The sequence below is a fragment of the Bradyrhizobium sp. genome, assembly GCF_028868675.1.
Lineage (GTDB): Bacteria > Pseudomonadota > Alphaproteobacteria > Rhizobiales > Xanthobacteraceae > Bradyrhizobium.
On record NZ_JAGWUA010000101.1, the window covers coordinates 1 to 16,780 of the forward strand.

At 65.8% G+C, this 16,780-nt stretch carries 17 protein-coding genes; 11 read left to right on the top strand and 6 right to left on the bottom strand.

Annotated features, from left to right (window positions below):
* From KGM94_RS14575 to KGM94_RS14610, 8 genes are all read left to right on the top strand, one after another.
* Positions 1–1,276: hypothetical protein (locus KGM94_RS14575; protein ID WP_300260095.1), on the top strand; the 1,276-nt coding region annotated here is incomplete at its 5' end.
* 151 nt (positions 1,277–1,427) lie between these two features.
* Complete coding sequence (locus tag KGM94_RS14580; protein WP_300260100.1) at positions 1,428–2,372, top strand: metallophosphoesterase; 945 nt, start codon at positions 1,428–1,430, stop codon at positions 2,370–2,372.
* 14 nt (positions 2,373–2,386) lie between these two features.
* A complete protein-coding gene (locus KGM94_RS14585) occupies positions 2,387–2,719 on the top strand; it encodes a cupredoxin family copper-binding protein (protein ID WP_300260103.1) in 333 nt (110 codons plus the stop codon).
* 103 nt (positions 2,720–2,822) lie between these two features.
* Positions 2,823–3,374, top strand: coding sequence for a sigma-70 family RNA polymerase sigma factor (locus KGM94_RS14590; RefSeq protein WP_300260106.1), 552 nt, complete (start codon positions 2,823–2,825; stop codon positions 3,372–3,374).
* Positions 3,371–4,132, top strand: coding sequence for a zf-HC2 domain-containing protein (locus KGM94_RS14595; protein WP_300260110.1), 762 nt, complete (start codon positions 3,371–3,373; stop codon positions 4,130–4,132). Before KGM94_RS14590 ends, KGM94_RS14595 begins: the two co-directional genes overlap by 4 nt.
* Positions 4,133–4,216: 84 nt before the next feature.
* Positions 4,217–4,513, top strand: coding sequence for a nucleotidyltransferase domain-containing protein (locus KGM94_RS14600; protein WP_300260158.1), 297 nt, complete (start codon positions 4,217–4,219; stop codon positions 4,511–4,513).
* A complete protein-coding gene (locus KGM94_RS14605) occupies positions 4,513–4,857 on the top strand; it encodes a HepT-like ribonuclease domain-containing protein (RefSeq protein WP_300260116.1) in 345 nt (114 codons plus the stop codon). The genes KGM94_RS14600 and KGM94_RS14605 overlap by 1 nt, the downstream gene beginning before the upstream one ends.
* A gap of 4 nt (positions 4,858–4,861) precedes the next feature.
* A complete protein-coding gene (locus tag KGM94_RS14610; protein ID WP_300260121.1) occupies positions 4,862–5,167 on the top strand; it encodes a HigA family addiction module antitoxin in 306 nt (101 codons plus the stop codon).
* A 6-nt stretch (positions 5,168–5,173) separates the two neighbouring features.
* Here KGM94_RS14610 and hpnO read toward each other — a convergent pair whose 3' ends face one another.
* On the bottom strand, positions 5,174–6,565 hold the full coding sequence (gene hpnO / locus KGM94_RS14615; protein WP_300260124.1) for an aminobacteriohopanetriol synthase HpnO: 1,392 nt from the start codon (positions 6,563–6,565) through the stop codon (positions 5,174–5,176).
* Positions 6,566–6,687: 122 nt separating this feature from the next.
* Here hpnO and KGM94_RS14620 point away from each other — a divergent pair, with 122 nt between their 5' ends.
* Entirely contained in the window at positions 6,688–7,332 is a 645-nt protein-coding gene (locus KGM94_RS14620) for a DUF2147 domain-containing protein (RefSeq protein ID WP_300260128.1), read from the top strand.
* Here the strand turns inward: KGM94_RS14620 and KGM94_RS14625 are convergent.
* Entirely contained in the window at positions 7,282–9,870 is a 2,589-nt protein-coding gene (locus tag KGM94_RS14625; RefSeq protein WP_300260133.1) for an MMPL family transporter, read from the bottom strand. The two genes, KGM94_RS14620 and KGM94_RS14625, sit on opposite strands and share 51 nt — an antisense overlap.
* A 457-nt stretch (positions 9,871–10,327) precedes the next feature.
* On the opposite strand from KGM94_RS14625, the gene ispH reads away from it, so the two are divergent.
* Both ispH and hpnH read left to right on the top strand, forming a co-directional pair.
* Entirely contained in the window at positions 10,328–11,254 is a 927-nt protein-coding gene (gene ispH, locus KGM94_RS14630; RefSeq protein ID WP_300260137.1) for a 4-hydroxy-3-methylbut-2-enyl diphosphate reductase, read from the top strand.
* Positions 11,255–11,292: 38 nt separating this feature from the next.
* Positions 11,293–12,432 carry an adenosyl-hopene transferase HpnH gene (gene hpnH / locus KGM94_RS14635; RefSeq protein ID WP_300260141.1) on the top strand — a complete coding sequence of 380 codons (1,140 nt, stop codon included), beginning with the start codon at positions 11,293–11,295 and terminating at the stop codon, positions 12,430–12,432.
* Between the two features lie 89 nt (positions 12,433–12,521).
* Here the strand turns inward: hpnH and KGM94_RS14640 are convergent, their stop codons facing one another.
* From KGM94_RS14640 to KGM94_RS14655, 4 genes are all read right to left on the bottom strand, one after another.
* The gene (locus tag KGM94_RS14640; RefSeq protein WP_300260144.1) at positions 12,522–13,256 is read right to left on the bottom strand and encodes a phosphorylase; all 735 of its coding nucleotides are present in this window, start codon (positions 13,254–13,256) and stop codon (positions 12,522–12,524) included.
* Positions 13,253–15,211 carry a squalene--hopene cyclase gene (gene shc, locus KGM94_RS14645; RefSeq protein ID WP_300260147.1) on the bottom strand — a complete coding sequence of 653 codons (1,959 nt, stop codon included), beginning with the start codon at positions 15,209–15,211 and terminating at the stop codon, positions 13,253–13,255. Before shc ends, KGM94_RS14640 begins: the two co-directional genes overlap by 4 nt.
* Before the next feature lie 67 nt (positions 15,212–15,278).
* Positions 15,279–16,544 carry a hydroxysqualene dehydroxylase HpnE gene (gene hpnE / locus KGM94_RS14650; protein WP_300260151.1) on the bottom strand — a complete coding sequence of 422 codons (1,266 nt, stop codon included), beginning with the start codon at positions 16,542–16,544 and terminating at the stop codon, positions 15,279–15,281.
* The coding region (locus KGM94_RS14655; protein WP_300260155.1) for a squalene/phytoene synthase family protein at positions 16,544–16,780 on the bottom strand (237 nt) is incomplete at its 5' end. The genes KGM94_RS14655 and hpnE, both read right to left, overlap by 1 nt.

Here is a 16,780-nt window from a genome sequence, read left to right on the forward strand (position 1 = left end):
GGGCCTGCTAGCCGCCTTGAGCCTGACGCTGTGCGGTCCGTGGTCGGGCGCCATGTTCAACCACACCAAGGACATCCCGTTCGCCGCCGCCATGATGGGCGCAATGCTGGCGTTGATCCGCATCACCCGGCGGATGTCGTCTCCTTCGTGGGTGGACGTTCTGACCCTGGGCCTCTTCACCGGAGCTGCCCTCGGCCTGCGGATCCTGGGATTGCTGATCGTCATCTATATCGGCTTTGCGATCATCCTGTGCCTGCCATGGTCCGAAGGCCCGGCTCAGCGGCGGCGCGCAGCGCTCGCGGCCGGGTTACGCCTGCTGCCGGCGCTGGCGCTCGCCTATCTCGTCATGATCGCGACATGGCCGTGGTCGGCGCTGTCGCCGATGAATCCGATCCGCGGCCTGATCGCCTTTTCGGACTATCACTATCCGATCCGCACCTATTTTGCCGGCCGCATCTATGAGATGAGCGACGTGCCGCGCGTCTTCGTTCCCGTCTATATCCTGATCAGGGTGCCGCTCGTGATGCTGGCCGGAGCGGCGATGGCGGTCGCGGCCGCGCTCCTGCGGCTGCGCGGCAAGGTGTCCCAACTGCGGAAGGACGTCGCGCTGCTGTCGCTCTCGGTGATCTTCCCGCTCGCCTGCGAAGTCGTCTTCCACGGGCCTGCTTTCACCGGCATGCGCCATTTTCTGTTCGTCCTGCCGCCGCTCGCGGTCCTGGCCGGCATCGGGCTCGACAGGCTGCTGGCGGCGGTCGAACTGCGTCGGCGCATCGCGGGCTCGTGCGTGGCCGCCGCGATCAGCGCCTGCCTGATGTGGGACGCGAGCGTGCTGTATCGCCTGCACCCCTACGAGAACCTCTACTACAACCAGCTGGTCGGAGGCCTGCCGGGCGCCTTCCGCCGCTACGACCTCGACTACTGGTTCAGCAGCATGCCGGAGGCGATCCGGCGGCTGGAGAGCTACGCCAGGAATACGGCGCGGCAGACCGGATTCGAGCCCGGGCAGGTGTATTCGGTCGCCGTGTGCGGCGAGCGCCTGTCGTTCGAGCGCACGGTCACGCTGCCGCAGTTGCGCTGGGACTTCAAGCCGGACTGGAAGCAGTCCGAGTTCTTCATCGCGCCGACCCACATGAACTGCGACCAGGACCTCGACGGCGAGATCGTCGCCACCGTCGAACGGTTCGGCGTCCCGATTGCCTATGTGAAGGATAGGCGCGCGCTCACCCGGCGCCCCACCGCGACCGCGGCGCAGACCCCGAACGCGCCGATCAATTGACGGCGGCGGCCGCGCAGGCGAGCCGGCGTCCACGACGGCGTTCACGATATCGTCATCGCATCGGCCGGGGCCGACCCCGGTCGCGGGAATAAACCGCTCCGCCGCCCGATCAGGTCTCCGAAGCCCAATCCCGGGCAGAAGGAGAAATGGGATGAGCGCGTTCGATCATGACCAGGGCGGCGGCGGCGTCAATCGCCGCAAGGTGCTGGAGTGCATGACCTGGGCCGGCACCGGAGTGCTGTGGACCATCACCGGCGGCGTGCCGCGTTCGCTCGGCATCGTCGATACCGTCGCCGCCGCCGAAGCGCCCGGCATGACCTTTCTGCAGATCAGCGACAGCCATGTCGGCTTCGACAAGGCGGCCAACCCCAACGCGCTCGGCACGCTGGAGGAGGCGGTCGCCAAGATCAACGCGATGCCCGCCAAACCATCCTTCATGATCCACACCGGCGACATCACCCATCTGTCGAAGGCCGCCGAATTCGACGACGCCGAGCGCATCATCTCGCAGACCAAGCTCGACGTGCACTACGTGCCGGGCGAGCACGATTTCATCGACGAGGAGGTCAAGCTCTATCGCGAGCGCTACGGCCGCGGCACCAAGGGCCATGGCTGGTACTCGTTCGACGCCGGCGGCGTGCACTTCGTTGGGCTCGTCAACGTCGTCGATCTCAAGGCCGGCGGGCTCGGCAATCTCGGCGCCGAACAGCTCGAATGGCTCGAAGACGACCTGAAGGGCAAGTCGAAATCGACCCCGATCGTACTGTTCGCCCACATCCCGCTGTGGACCGTCTATCCGCAATGGGGCTGGGGCACCGAGGACGGCGCCCGCGCACTCGACTACGTCAAGGGTTTCGGCTCGGTCACCGTGCTGAACGGCCACATCCACCAGGTGATGCAGAAGGTCGAGGGCAACGTCACCTTCCACACCGCGCGCTCCACGGCCTTCCCGCAGCCGGCGCCGGGCACCGCCCCCTCGCCCGGCCCGATGAAGGTCGAGGACGCAAAACTCCGCTCGCTGCTCGGCATCGCCAGCATCAATTTCAGGCAGGGCGAGCAGCGGCTCGCCATCATCGACACGCCGCTGCAGGGCTGAACGGGACGCAGGACATGAAGACACTCAACCGCCGCGACTTCGGTCTCGCCTCGGCCCTGGCGCTCGCCGCGGCCGCGCTGCCCGCGAGATTCGCCCGTGCCGACGACATGGAGGTGCACATCGACAATTTCGTGTTCCAGCCTGCCGAGCTCGCGGTGAAGGTCGGCACCACCGTCACCTGGACCAACCGGGACGACATCCCCCACACCGTGGTGTCGGCCGGCAAATTCCGCTCCAAGACGCTCGACACCGACGACAAGTTCTCCTTCACGTTCACGGCGGCCGGCGACTACAAGTATTTTTGTTCGCTGCATCCGCACATGACGGGGATCATCAGGGTTGAGTAGCGGCGCGAACCAAGGCATCACCACCCTGCCCGGCCGGTGGCTTCAGGCCGGCCGGGCAAGCGCGTCTCCGACGCGCGCAGACGGCAAGGCAAGGCGGGCGGCGATGCCACCAGCGAGCGACGATCCGGACAGGTCGCGGCGCTTCCGCGAGGCGGCGCTGCCGCTCCTCGACGACGTCTATACGCTGGCGCGCTATCTGCTCCGCGATGCCGAGGACGCCGAGGACGCGGTGCAGGAATGCTATCTGCGCGCCTTCAGGCATTTCGACGGCTTTCGCGGGCCGGACATCAAGCCGTGGCTGTTCGCGATCCTGCGCAACGTCTGCAACGCCGAATATGCGCGGCGCGCGACCAGGCCGGTCGCGATCGAGGACACGCCGGAGGCCGCCGAGCAGGTGCCGCTGTGGCGCGAGGGCGAAGCAAGTCCCGAAGCCGAAGTGCTGCGCGGCCGCGACGCGACCGCGATCCGCAAGCTCATCGAGGCGTTGGCCGAGCCGTTTCGCGAAGCCTTCGTGCTGCGGGAGATCAACAATCTGTCCTATCGCGACATCGCGGACGCCGTCGGCGCACCGCTCGGCACCGTGATGTCCCGCCTCGCGCGGGCGCGCGCCATGCTGCGCGCGGCCTGGACGGCGGAAGAGGAGCAACCGAGATGACCTGCGACGAGGCAAGGCTGCTGCTTCACGCATTGATCGACGGCGAGCTCGATGCCGGCCATGCGCGCGAGGTCGAGGCGCATGTCGCGACCTGCGCCGCCTGCGCCGCCGAACTTGCCGCCCAACGCGAGATGAAGCGCGTGCTCGCCGGCACCAGTCTCCGCTACACCGCACCGGCCGGCTTGCGCATGCGCATCGAGGCGTCGCTGCCGCAGAGCAAACAACCCAGCCGCCGCGCTGTGCTGCGCGGCTTTGCGATGGGCTCGGCGGTCTCCGCGCTGGCGGCCACCGGTCTCGTCGCCATCGTGCTGCGCCAGGACGACCAGCAGCGCATCCTGTCGGAGGTCGTCTCCGCGCATCTCCGCTCGCTGCAGGCCGGCCACCTCACCGACGTGCTCTCCACCGACCAGCACACGGTCAAGCCGTGGTTCAACGGCAAGCTCGACGTCGCCCCGCCCGTGATCGACCTCACCGCGCAGGGCTTTACCTTGGTCGGCGGCCGGCTCGACTACATCGACGCGCGCGCGATCGGCGCGGTGGTCTATCGGCGGCGCCAGCACGTCATCAACCTGTTCGTGGCGCAGACCACCAGCGCCGAGCATCGGGCGCCGACCACCCAGACCATGCAGGGCTTCAACTGCCGCCGCTGGGGCAACCGCGGCCTGAACTTCTGGGCCGTGAGCGACCTCGGCGCCGATGAGCTCGCCGAGTTCGTCGACAAGTTCGAGACGGCGATGAAGGGGAATACGGAGGGGTGAAGACCACACAACGGTCATTACGAGAACAGTCGGACCTGCCACCGAAAGGTGGAAATTGGTCGGATAAGGCGATATATTTTGGATATGCGCCGCGATGAAGTCCTTTCCAGGTTGAAACAGGCCGAGCCCGCCTTGCGCGCGTTCGGTGTCGGAGCGCTATATCTGTTCGGCTCGCACGCCCGCGACGAGGCCGGCCCGAATTCCGATATCGATGTCTTTGTCGATCCCGCAGCAGATAGACCCTTCGGGTTCGTCCCCTTCATGGATGCCTACGAAACCCTCCAAGAGGCCGTCGGAAATAAGCTCGACTATGGGACGCGCAAGGGACTGCACCCGCTTCTGCGCGCAGATATCGAGCGTGAGGCTATTCGAGTGTTTTAATGGCACCCCGTTCCTTTCGGATCAGGCTGATCGATATCAGGGAGGAGATCGCGGGTATCCGTAGCTTAACCGCGAACGCGACGGCTGAATCATTCAGCACGAGTTGGGCGATGAAACGCGCGATCGAACATGCGCTGCTCATCGTCGCCGAGGCGGCCAAGCACATTCCCGCCGATCTAAAGGAGACCAGGCCCGAAGTTCCCTGGAAGAAGATTCATGGCCTCGGCAACATGCTGCGCCACGAGTATCGCAGGATCGACCCCGATATCCTGTGGTCGGTGGTTACCGAAAATCTCGACGATCTCGACGAGGCGATCGAAGCAATGTTGAGCCATGAGGAATAGGCTCATGGCCAAGAAGCTCACGCCCATGCACCCTGGTGAAGTCTTGCGGGAGGAGTTCCTGGGTCCGCTGGAGATGTCGGCTGGCGCTCTGGCGAAAGCCTGCGGTTTGCCGCGCACGCGGATCGAGCGGATTGCCGGCGAGCAGACCGGCATCACGGCCGATACTGCGCTGCGACTTGCAAAGGCGCTCGGCACGACGGCTCAGCTCTGGCTCAATCTACAGAACGACTATGATATCCAGATCGCCAAGCGCGATCTCGGCAAGGTGCTCGATCGTATCAAGACCATGAACAAGCCCAAGGCGGCCTGATCCGGCTTACGCCGACCTTCGCACCGCGTTATCCACCAGCGTCTTGCCGAGCGACCAGATCGCGCCGGGGACCTTGTGGCTGCCGGCGATGACGTCGTCGAAGGCACGCTCGATCCAGCTGCAGTCTTCCTCGGTGATGGTGAGCGGCGGCAGCAGCTTGATGGTATGGCTGCCGTGGCCGGCGACCTGCGTCAGGATCTTGTGGTCCTTGAACAGCGGCACGGTGATGAGCTGGCAGAACAGGCCCTTGTTGGCGGTCTCCAGCACGTTCCAGGACGCCTTCAGCCGCAGCGATTTCGGCGGACCGAACTCGACGCCGATCATCAGGCCCTTGCCGCGGACCTCCTTCATCAGTTCGTAGCCGGGCACCATGCGCGTCAGCGCGAGGCGGAGCTCCGCGCCGCGCTTGGCCGCGGCATCGATCAGCTTCTCCGACTCCATGATCTCCAGCGTGGCGATGCCGGCGGCCATCGCCAGGTCGTTCTTGGAGAAGGTCGAGCCATGCACGACGGCGCGGTCCATCTGGTTGAAGATCTTGTCGAAGATATTCTTGCGCGTCAAAAGCGCGCCGACCGGCACGTGGCCACCCGACAGCGACTTCGACAGCAGCACCATGTCGGGCTCGACGTTCCAGTGCTCGACCGCGAGGAAGCGGCCGGTGCGCCCCATCCCGGTCTGGATCTCGTCGGCGATGAACAGCGTGCCGTATTTCTTGCAGAGCGCGGCCGCGCCCGGCAGGAACTCGTCGCTGGGCATGTTGACGCCCTTGCCCTGGATCGGCTCGACGATGAAGCCCGCGACCTCGCGCGAGGACAGCGCCTTCTCGAGTGCGGCGAGATCGTTGAACGGGATCGAGGTGCATCCCGGCAGCAGCGGCTCGAAGCCGCTGCGGAAATTCGAATCGCCGGTGAGCGACAGCGCACCATAGGTCAGGCCGTGATAGGCATGGGCGCAATAGACGATCCCCGGCCGCCCGGTCGCGCCGCGCGCGAACTTGATCGCAGCCTCGACCGTCTCCGCGCCCGAATTGGCGAAGAACGCCTTGTCGAGATAGGGCACGTATTTCAGCAGCCGCTCGGCGAGCACGCCGGCGAGCACCGAGACGTCGAACTGGACGAGATTGGGAAGGTCGGCATCGAGCACGCTCTTCAGCGCCTCGCGCATCACCGGATGGTTGCGGCCGATCGCGAACACGCCGAAGCCGGAGAGCAGGTCGAGGTAGCGAACGCCGTCGCGGTCGTAGAGGTACTGCCCCTGCCCCTTCTGGAATCCGACGTCGTAACCGATGGTCTTGAGCACCCGAACGAACTGCTCGTTCAGGTAACGCGTATGCAGCGAGCTGCGCTGCGCCTGGCGGTCCGCAAACAGCTGGGCTACGTCTGGATTTGGATTGTGCATCCGCTACATACTTCGATTGATGGCTGTTTCGTCAACAGAAATCGCTGGTTGCGGCCTTTTGCCCTTTTTCGGACCATGTTCGCAAGCAGCTTCCGGTCATGTTGCACTGCCGAGGAACTATCATGCGTTTGGCCCTTTACACCGGAATCATGCTGGCTAGCGGCTTCAGCTGTTTGAACCCGGCCTTCGCAGCCGACCCGACCGGCGACTGGCGGGTGGCCGACGGCGTCGCCAACATCCGGGTCGCGCAATGCTATGGCAGCATGTGGGGCGCGGTGTCCTGGGAAAAGACGCCCGGCGGCCGCGATGAATACAATCCGGATGTGTCAAAAAGGAACAGGCCGACGCTGGGCATGGTCATTCTCTTCGACATGAAGAAGAAGGCCGGCGTCGATCAGTGGGAAGGCCAAGTCTACAACGCCAAGGACGGCCAGCTCTACAGCTCGACCATTACCCCTGTCGGAACCGACCAGCTCGAGATCAAGGGCTGCGTGCTGGGCTTCCTCTGCGGCGGCGAGACCTGGACCCGGGTCGGCCCTCCGATTCCTTCGAGTCCCGCCAACAGTTTGGCCAAGAGCGCGCCGAAGACCGGCACGGCGGGGAAAACGACCGGAACGGCCGCAACGACCGCGCATGCCGGCGCCCCCAAGACCACCGGCGCGATCGCCAAGGGGCAGAAGGGCGCGCCTCCCGCCGACCCCGTCGGCGATATCTGCCTACTCCCTGAGATTGCGGGGTTTGCCCATGAGGGCCGGCTGAAACAGTAGCACCGCGGCCAGCGTCGTCACCAGCGAGAGCGCCAGCAGCTTGCCCATGCTCGACGTGCCGGGATGGCTCGACAGCCACAGGCTGCCGAAGGCGGTGGCCGTCGTCAGTGCACTGAAGAAGATCGCGCGCGTCAGACTCGTCTGCAGCAGGTTCGTCCGTCCCGAGCGCCAGGCCACGACGTAGTAGATCTTGAAGGCGACGCCGATGCCCAGCAGCAGCGGGAAGGCGACGATGTTGGCGAAGTTGAGCGGCAGCCCGATCAACACGCAGATTTCGAGCGTCACCGCACCCGCCACCAGGAGCGGCACCAGCGTCATCAATACGTCGGTGAAGCGGCGCAAGGTGATCCACAGCAACAGGCCGATGACGACCAGCGCGTAGATGCCGGCCATGACGAACGCCCTGACGACGGTGTCGCCGGACTTCAGGATCGAGACCGGGCCGCCGACCGCGGTCGGCTCCGCGGCGAGCACGGCTGCCGCAAATTTACGCAAGGTGTCGTTGTCGTTGGGATCGCCGCGCGGCAGCGCCTCGACCCGGATCACCCCGTCCTTGCTCCGCCAGCCAGCCACGAGGTCGGCGGGCAGCGTCTTCAGGCTGACCGGCTCGGCCTGCAACGCGTTCCTGAGCTGGTCGAACACGATCTGCATCGGGGTGATGAACACCGCCTGCGCCTTGTTGCGCGTCGCTTCGTCGGCGTTGGCGAGCCGCTCGAGCGCATCCGCCAGCCGGCGCGAGGCAGCCGCACCCGGTCCCTTGTCCTCGCCGGCGGTCCTGCGCAGCGCGTCCACCGACGATTTCAGCGACTCGACGTTCTCCTGGTCGCTCGGCGCCGGATCGATCTGGTCCGGATTGAGCACGGGATTGAGCACCTTGGCGCCCTGCGCCAGCAGCTTCAGCTTCGGCTCCTGGTCGCTCGGCACGAAGCTGTCGAGCGACATCACGCGAAGAACTTCAGGCAGCTTCTCGAGCCTGGCCTCTATCTGCTTGGCATCGCTTTCCGAATGCGTCAGCACGTTGATGGCGTTGGCACCGGTGTTGGGATCCTTGCGCAGATCCAGGAAGGTCGCGATCGATTCCGCCTTTGGATTACGCAGGTTCATCGGGTTGAAGTCGAACTTCATGAAGTAGAGCAGCGGCAGGCCGCCGATGGCGAGCAGCAGCGTGCCACCGACGATCACCACGCGATGCGTCTCCAGGAAGCGATCGAGCGGCGCCAGGAAGGCGTAGCCGACCGGTTCCCTCTCGCCCGGCGGATTGAGCAGCTTGAGCAGCGCCGGCAGCACGGTGATGCTGGAGAGGAAGGCCACCAGCATGCCGACGCCGGCGATCTCGCCGAGCTCGGAAATGCCCTTGTAGTCGGTCGGCATGAAGCAGAGGAAGCCGGCGGCGGTCGCCATCGCCGCAAGCGATAGCGGCACGGCCGATCGCTTTGCGGCGAGCACCAGCGCGGCCGTGAGATCGCCGTGCTTGAACCGCTCCGATCGGTAGCGGACGCTGTACTGGATGCCGAAATCGACGCCGAGGCCGACGAACAGCACCGCAAAGGCAACCGACAACAGGTTGAGCGAGCCCACCATCATCAGACCGGCGGCGGTGGTGATGGCAAGCCCGATGAACAGGTTGACGAACACGGCGAAGATGATCTTGGCCGAATGCAGCGCGAGCCACAGGATCACGAGCACCACGACGACGGTGCCGATGCCGTTGACCACGGCCCCTTCCTGGACCGTGGCGTACTCCTCGTTGGCGATCGGCACCGGACCGGTGAGGCGGACCCGCGCGTGGTACTTGCCCGGGAAATCCAGCTCGGCCGCGGCTTTGCGGATCGCGTCGGTCCCCGTCTTGCCCGGCTCCAGCGCGTTGTAGTCGAGGACCGGCTTGAACTCGATGAAGGCCCGCCGATCGGAATCGGTCAGCGGCTGGTCGCTCACGAGCTCGCGCCAGGAGAACGTCGCGTCGCCCTTGGTCAGGACGGTCTCGACCGTCTGCGCGATCAGGTTGAAGGGCCGCTCGGTGCTGTCGAGCTTGACCTGCCCCCGCTTGACGCCGGCAAGGCCCGTCTCCAGCGCGCCGGTCAGGCCGCGGATCGAGGGATCGCCCGCCATGATCTCGATCAGGGGTGCCGCGGACTCGAACTGGCTGGTGATCTTGCCGACCTCGTCGGTGGGCAAGAACAACAGCCCTTCCTTCTCGAAGAACTGGCCGCCGCCGAGCCGCTGCATCGACTGGAAGTTCGTCTTGTCGTCCTTCAGCCTGTCGAGCAGCGCGGCCGCCGCCGCATTGGTCAATTCGGGGGTCGCCGCCTCCACCACCGCCAGAATCATCGAGTCGCGATCGAACGCGCGGTCGAACTGCTGATCGCGCTGACGCCAATCGAGCTTCTGGGAGATCAGGGAATTGATGTCGGTGTTGATTGAGAAATGGCGCGCGGCATAGAAGGCCGCCCCGACCGAAAGCAGGAGCCCGACGACGACAACGAGGGTGGCAAACCGGGTGCAGGCCCTGACGATCGCAACGACTACAGTTTGCAGCACATCATTTCTTTCTAGCGTTAACAGCTGACCGGAAACGCCCGGCTGTTTATCGGAGTTCCCCGGCGAAACCTATCGCTGTTTCGGGTAGTTATAACCGGGGTGCCGGTTCGATGAACTGCCGGAAGAACATGGCAAAACCGCGCGAACAGCCGATATAGCCGCCCTTCCGGACCGGTAAAATGACGAAGGAGTGAGAGCGATCCGCTCTTCGGTTTGAAGTATTATGTTACCGTCAATCGACGACGGTCCGGAACTTCAGGCGCGTTGCGGCTTTCCTAGAAGCCGATTTTTTGACACAAGGCCCTGTGCCCCCATGCGCTTGGGGCCCAACGGACGGATGGCCGGTGCCGCCCGGAGCGGAACCAATGGTGCGGATATTGCAACTCATTGGTAAGTACCGGGATGCCGCCGGAGACAACTGAACGGGAATTGGTGCAACTTGCGTGATGGGCGTCCAATGGAAGTTTTTCTAGCGCAGCCGCGCGGCTTTTGTGCCGGCGTGGTGCGTGCGATCGAGATCGTGGAGCGGGCGCTGGAGAAGTATGGCCCGCCAGTCTATGTGCGCCACGAGATCGTGCACAACAAGTACGTGGTCGAGAGCCTGAAGAACAAGGGTGCGATCTTCGTCGAGGATCTCTCCGAAGTTCCGCCGGCGGCCGTCACCGTTTTCAGCGCCCATGGCGTGGCGCGCAGCGTCGAGGAGGAGGCGGCCCAGCGCGGACTTCCCGTGCTCAACGCAACCTGTCCCCTGGTCACCAAGGTTCACAATCAGGGGAAGCGCTACATGTCGAAGGGCCGCGCGCTGATCCTGATCGGCCACGCCGGCCATCCGGAGGTCGAGGGCACGATGGGCCAGGTCCCCGGCCCCGTGCTGCTCGTGCAGAACGTCGAGGAGGTCAAGGCGATGACGCTGCCGGAAGAGACGCCGGTTGCCTACATCACCCAGACCACGCTCTCGGTCGACGACACCAAGGACATCATCGCCGCGCTTCAGGCGCGATTTAAGGATATTCAAGGCCCGGACATCCGGGATATCTGCTATGCGACACAGAACCGGCAAACTGCGGTAAGGGACTTGAGCAAGCTGGTCGACGTGATCCTGGTGGTTGGCGCCGCCAACAGTTCGAACTCGAACCGGCTCCGCGAAATCGGCACCGAAGCCGGCGTCGCGAGTTATCTCATCGCCGACGGCAGCGAGCTCAATCCGGAGTGGCTGAAGGACGCCAGGACCGTCGGCATCACCGCCGGCGCCTCTGCGCCCGAGGTTCTCGTCGACGACGTGATCGAAGCCCTGCGGCGGATCGGACCGGTGAAGGTCTCGGTGCTGCCGGGCCGCGAGGAAAACATCGAATTCCGGCTTCCGGCAGAGCTTGCTGCGAGCTGACCCACCCGACGACTGACAAGCCCAGAAAGAAACGTGTGATGGCTATACCCTTCTTCAAGGAAATGCGTATCGGCGGCTATTTGCTCAAGCAGAAACTGCTTGGCCGCAAACGCTATCCGCTCGTGCTGATGCTGGAGCCGCTGTTTCGCTGCAATCTCGCCTGCGCCGGCTGCGGCAAGATCGACTATCCCGACGCCATCCTGAACCGCCGCATGAGCGCGCAGGAGTGCTGGGACGCGGCCGAGGAATGCGGCGCGCCGATGGTGGCGATCCCGGGCGGCGAGCCGCTGATCCACAAGGAGATCGGCGAGATCGTGCGCGGCCTGGTCGAGCGCAAGAAGTTCGTCTCGCTCTGCACCAACGCGCTGCTGCTCGAGAAGAAGCTCGACCTGTTCGAGCCCTCGCCCTATCTGTTCTTCTCGGTGCATCTGGACGGCCTGCGCGAGCATCACGACAAGGCGGTGTCGCAGCAGGGCGTGTTCGACCGCGCGGTCTCCGCGATCAAGGCCGCCAAGGCGCGCGGCTTCGCCGTCAACGTCAACGCCACCATCTTCGACGGACACCCGGCGGAGGAGATCGCCAAGTATCTCGACTTCTGCAAGGAGCTCGGCGTCGGCGTGTCGATGTCGCCCGGCTACGCCTATGAGCGCGCTCCCGACCAGGAGCACTTCCTCAACCGCACCAAGACCAAGAAGCTGTTCCGCGACGTCTTTGCGCTCGGCAAGGGCAAGAAGTGGGATTTCATGCATTCAGCCCTGTTCCTGGACTTCCTCGCCGGCAACCAGGACTTCGAGTGCACGCCGTGGGGCATGCCCGCACGCAACATCTTCGGCTGGCAGAAGCCCTGCTATCTGCTCGGCGAGGGTTACGCCAAGACGTTCAACGAGCTGATGGAGACCACCGACTGGGACTCCTACGGCACCGGAAAGTACGAGAAGTGCGCGAACTGCATGGCGCATTGCGGCTACGAGCCGACGGCGGCGACGGCCGCGATCAGCCATCCGCTCAGGGCCCTGTGGGTGGCGCTGCGCGGCATCAAGACCGCCGGGCCGATGGTGCCCGAGATCGATCTCTCCAAGCAGCGCCCGGCGCAGTACATCTTCTCCGAGCAGGTGCAGAAGAAGCTGTCGGACATCCGCCGCGACGAGGCCCTGGAGAAGGCCTCGACCGCCGCCTGATTGGACGCCGAGCTCACGCGACCGAGCCCCACCCGACGAAGGCCCGACCGTACGGTCGGGCCTTTTCGCATCCAGCGCATGCCGGTCGTTCAGACCGTCTCGAGGACCAGTCCCTCGCTGCCGAGCAGATAGTCGCGGCAGCCGCGCAGCGAGCGCAGCGCGCGGTTGAAGTCGATGCCGGTAGAGACCAGCGCATGCACCGTGGCGGGATTGCGCGCCACGCCGCGCAGGATCGTCGCCACGTCGATCCGGCCGTTGGGCTTGATCGCGGCGCGCGCCAGCGCCGGCAACGCCCGATGCGCGGGATCGCTGATGACCCGCAGGGCCGCGAAGGGCAGGCCCGCCTCGGCGGCATAGGCGGCCGCAATATGGCTCTCCATGTCGACGGCGGCCGCACCGGTCTCCGAATGCAGCGCGGCCTTGCAGGACAGGCCGGCGACCACTTCCTCGGCGCCCGCGAGGCAGCCGCGCACGACGCGGCGGCGCCCGGAGGTGAGTTTTTCGATCAGGTCGTCGCCGAGCGCCAGGCCCGCGGCCCAGCGGGCGTCGCCTGCCAGTACCTCGGTCGCGACGACCACGTCGCCGGACCTGAGCGTCGGGTCGAGCCCGCCCGCGACCCCGAACGAGATCACGCCGCGGATGGTTTCCGGGTCCATCACGGTCAGAAGCGCCCGCAACTGGGTTGGACTGCTGGACGAGCAGATTACGGCCATTCCGGGCCCGGCCGCGATGCGGGCCTCCTGGACCAGGCCGGTCACAATGAGTATCGGCCGCAGGTCAATTTCGCTACCCGCGGTCAAATCGTCCCCCGTCCCCAAAGTCACATCCCGACCCCTACCACCCTGCTATTGGTGTTCCGAAGGTTCCGATACCGCGCCAGTGCCCACAGCGGAAAGAACTTCGGGTAACCATGATAGCGTAGATAAAACACGCGGGGGAAGCCCGTAGCCGTATAGCGCTGCTCGTCCCACAGCCCTTTTTCGCTCTGTGTTGCAATCAGGTACTCAACCCCGCGAACGACGGCGGGATGATCGACCTCGCCGGCCGCCATCAGAGCAAGCAAGGCCCATGCCGTTTGCGAGGCGGTCGAGGGCGCGGCCTCCCATCCCCGGTAGTCCAGCCGGTAGCTGACGGCGTCCTCGCCCCAGCCGCCGTCCTCGTTCTGGATCGAAACCAGCCAGTCCGCCGCCTTGCGCATCATCGGGTCGCCGCGGTCGACCCCGGCCGCGTTGAGCGCGCACAGAACCGACCAGGTCCCGTAGATGAAGTTCATGCCCCAGCGGCCATACCAGGAGCCTTCCGGGTGCTGGGTCCTGCGGAGATAGGCGACGCCGTCGGCGACCGCCTTGCTGGTCTTCTCGGTCTGGCCGAGCTGGGCCAGCATCGAGATGCAGCGCGCGGTGACGTCCTCGGTCGGCGGATCGAGCAGCGCGCCGTGGTCGGAGAACGGGATGTTGTTCAGGTAGTATTCGAGGTTGTTCACGTCGAAGGCGGCCCAGCCGCCGTCGTCGCTCTGCATGCCCTCGATCCATTCGCGGCCGCGGTCGATCGCCGCATCGTAGCCCGGCGTCGCGTGCTCGCGGCGCATGCGGTCCATCGACATCACCACCACGGCGGTGTCGTCGAGATCGGGATAGTGCGCATTGTTGTACTGGAAGGCCCAGCCGCCCGGGCGCGTCTCCGGACGCTTCACCGCCCAGTCGCCCTTCACGTCCAGGACCTGCTTCGGGATCAGCCAGTCGAGCCCCTGCTTGGCGGCCGGCACGGCTTCCGCGCCCCCGGCCTCGAGCAGCGCGTGGCATGTCAGGGTCGTGTCCCAGATCGGCGACACGCAGGGCTGGCAATAGGCCTCCGCGTCGCCGATCACGAGCAGCTTGTCGATACCGTGGCGCGTCATCGCGCGCGGCGGATAGGTCTCGTCCTTGCCGAGCGCGTCGTACATCATGACGATGTTGGCCATCGGCGGATAGATCGCGCCCATGCCGTCCTCGCCGTTCAGCCGCTCCTCGATGAAGGCGAGCGCGCTGTCGATGGCGCGCCGGCGAAGACGTTTTGGGAAATATGGCTCGACCGCGCGCAGGACCACGTCGAGCGCGCGGAACAGCGCGAACCAGCCCATGCTCTGATGCGGCGCCTTGGCCGTCATGCCGATCGAGCGCGGATCCTGCAGGAACAATTCGTCGATGCCGACGCTCTTCGGATTCCGCGCGCGCGGCTTCAGCGCCGCGATCACCATCAGCGGCACCATCGTGGTACGCGCCCAGTAGGAGATCTTGTTGATGTGGAACGGCGACCAGAACGGCAGCAGCATGATCTCGATCGGCAGCACCGGCACCGCGCGCCAGGTCAGCACGCCGAACATCGCAAGCGTGAAGCGCGTGAAGACGTTGCTGTTGATCGCGCCACCGCGCGCATGGATCGCCCCGCGCGCGCGCGCCATGTGCGGCGCGTCGACGGAATCGCCGATCAGCTTGAGCGCGAAATAGGCTTTCACGCTCGCGCTCATGTCGAACTCGCCGTCATGCACCAGCGGCCAGCCGCCATGGGCACCCTGCACGCGGCGCAGATAGTTGCCGATCTTGGCCTCGAGCACGGCATCGACCGGTTCGCCGAGATAGTGGCGCAGCAGGATGTATTCGGCCGGAATCGTCGAATCGGCCTCGAGCTCGAACACCCAGTGACCGTCGGATTGCTGGAAGCCGAGCAACCCTTGCGTTGCCGACGCAATGCTCGATTCCAAGACTTCGCGGCTGGTCGCGCTCTTGTTCACCGAATGCATCTCGCTCGATCTCTCCGATAGTTCTCGAAAATGATGCGCGGCCCGCCCGGACGATGGCCGCCCTGATTCAGCGCCGCAGGGCGAGGGCCAGATCGGCGGCGCGATCGCCGGACCGGACCGATCCTTCGATGGTCGCCGGCAATCCCGTATCAGTCCAGTCGCCGGCAAGGAACAGGTTTTTCAGCGCCGTGACCGGCCCCGGGCGCAAGGCATTCTGCTCGGGCGTTGCGGCAAAAGTGGCGCGGCGCTCGCGCACGATCTGCCAGGGGGGCAGTTCGGGCGTCCGTTCGCCGGCGATGCCGGCGGCATGGCAGACGTCGCGCCAGATCGACTGGGCGAGTTCCTCGCGCGGCTGCTCGACCAGCCGGTCGCCATTGCTGATGGTGACCGACAGGCGGTTGGGGAACGCGAACAGCCATTCGACGAGACCTCCGACCACGCCCAGGATCGGCGCCGCGCCCGGCGGCGGCTCGAAACGGAAATGCGCGTTCACGATGGCGCGGAATTTCGTCGGCGTCTTCACGCCCGGCAACAGCGTCGCGGCCGAGCGCGGCGGCACCGCCATCACGATCGCATCGTCGGGCCCGACCGGGATCACGTCTTCGCCGCCGAAATTCAGGCCGCTGACCCGGCCGTTCGCGGTGGCGAATTCGCGCAGCTCATGGCCGAGCCGGACCGAGTGGCCCCGCTCCTGCAGCAACTTCACGGCGGGCTCGATCAGCACGGCGCTCAGGCCATCGCGCGCGATCAGCGGCCGGCAGGCCTGCCCGCCCGCGAGCAGTGTCTCCCGCACGATCGCGCCGGCAAGGCCGGCCGAGCCCTCGGGCGGATCGACGTTGAGCGCCGCGAGCAGCAGCGGCTGCACCAGGCGCTGGTACAGCGTGCCGTCGCAGGGGATGGCCTTGCCGACGAGCGTGCTCTGCGAGGCCCAGATCAGCGGCATCAGCGACAGATAGTCCATCAGGCCGGTGTCGGGCACGCGACGGCTCTCGTCGAGCACCCAGGTCGGCAGCCGGCCCTCGCCGAGATCGATCTGCCAGCGCTGCCCGGTCGCGAGGTCGACGAACGGGAACTGCGCGCGCTTCGGCCCGACCAGTCCCGCCTCGGTGCCGATCGCGCGCGCATAGGCGAGCGCGTGGCGGTTGCCCGACAGGAGCAGGTGATTGCCGTTGTCGATGGTGAGATTCGTCGCGGCGTCGAAATAGGAGCGGCAGCGCCCGCCGGCCTGCTGGGTCGCCTCGTGCACGGCGACCTTGAAGCCGGCATTGGCGAGCCGCACCGCGGCGGACAGCCCGGAGATTCCAGCGCCGATGATGTGAGCGGTCTTTTGCATCAGAGAAATGCGTGCCGGAGGAGAATGGCGATGCGGGCGAGCTTCGGCACCCGCACCGGCGCGCGCGGCGGCGCGAAGCCTCGCTCGAGCAGGAGGTCGAGGATCGCGTGGTAGTATCTCGACATGATCCGCGGCGCACGCACGGCGCGGCGCTTGTTGCGGTCCATGATCTCGTTCGCCTTGTCGAAATGCGCCTTCGCCCGCTGCGCGAGCGGCAGGCAGACTTTTGGCAGCGC

What these genes read in the sequence shown, in the direction of transcription:
- KGM94_RS14580 (WP_300260100.1), top strand. Translation starts at nt 1,428, where the DNA reads ATGAGCGCGTTCGATCATGACCAGGGCGGCGGCGGCGTCAATCGCCGC.
- KGM94_RS14585 (WP_300260103.1), top strand. Translation starts at nt 2,387, where the DNA reads ATGAAGACACTCAACCGCCGCGACTTCGGTCTCGCCTCGGCCCTGGCG.
- KGM94_RS14590 (WP_300260106.1), top strand. Translation starts at nt 2,823, where the DNA reads ATGCCACCAGCGAGCGACGATCCGGACAGGTCGCGGCGCTTCCGCGAG.
- KGM94_RS14595 (WP_300260110.1), top strand. Translation starts at nt 3,371, where the DNA reads ATGACCTGCGACGAGGCAAGGCTGCTGCTTCACGCATTGATCGACGGC.
- KGM94_RS14600 (WP_300260158.1), top strand. Translation starts at nt 4,217, where the DNA reads ATGCGCCGCGATGAAGTCCTTTCCAGGTTGAAACAGGCCGAGCCCGCC.
- KGM94_RS14605 (WP_300260116.1), top strand. Translation starts at nt 4,513, where the DNA reads ATGGCACCCCGTTCCTTTCGGATCAGGCTGATCGATATCAGGGAGGAG.
- KGM94_RS14610 (WP_300260121.1), top strand. Translation starts at nt 4,862, where the DNA reads ATGGCCAAGAAGCTCACGCCCATGCACCCTGGTGAAGTCTTGCGGGAG.
- hpnO (WP_300260124.1), bottom strand. Translation starts at nt 6,565, where the DNA reads ATGCACAATCCAAATCCAGACGTAGCCCAGCTGTTTGCGGACCGCCAG.
- KGM94_RS14620 (WP_300260128.1), top strand. Translation starts at nt 6,688, where the DNA reads ATGCGTTTGGCCCTTTACACCGGAATCATGCTGGCTAGCGGCTTCAGC.
- ispH (WP_300260137.1), top strand. Translation starts at nt 10,328, where the DNA reads ATGGAAGTTTTTCTAGCGCAGCCGCGCGGCTTTTGTGCCGGCGTGGTG.
- hpnH (WP_300260141.1), top strand. Translation starts at nt 11,293, where the DNA reads ATGGCTATACCCTTCTTCAAGGAAATGCGTATCGGCGGCTATTTGCTC.
- shc (WP_300260147.1), bottom strand. Translation starts at nt 15,211, where the DNA reads ATGCATTCGGTGAACAAGAGCGCGACCAGCCGCGAAGTCTTGGAATCG.
- hpnE (WP_300260151.1), bottom strand. Translation starts at nt 16,544, where the DNA reads ATGCAAAAGACCGCTCACATCATCGGCGCTGGAATCTCCGGGCTGTCC.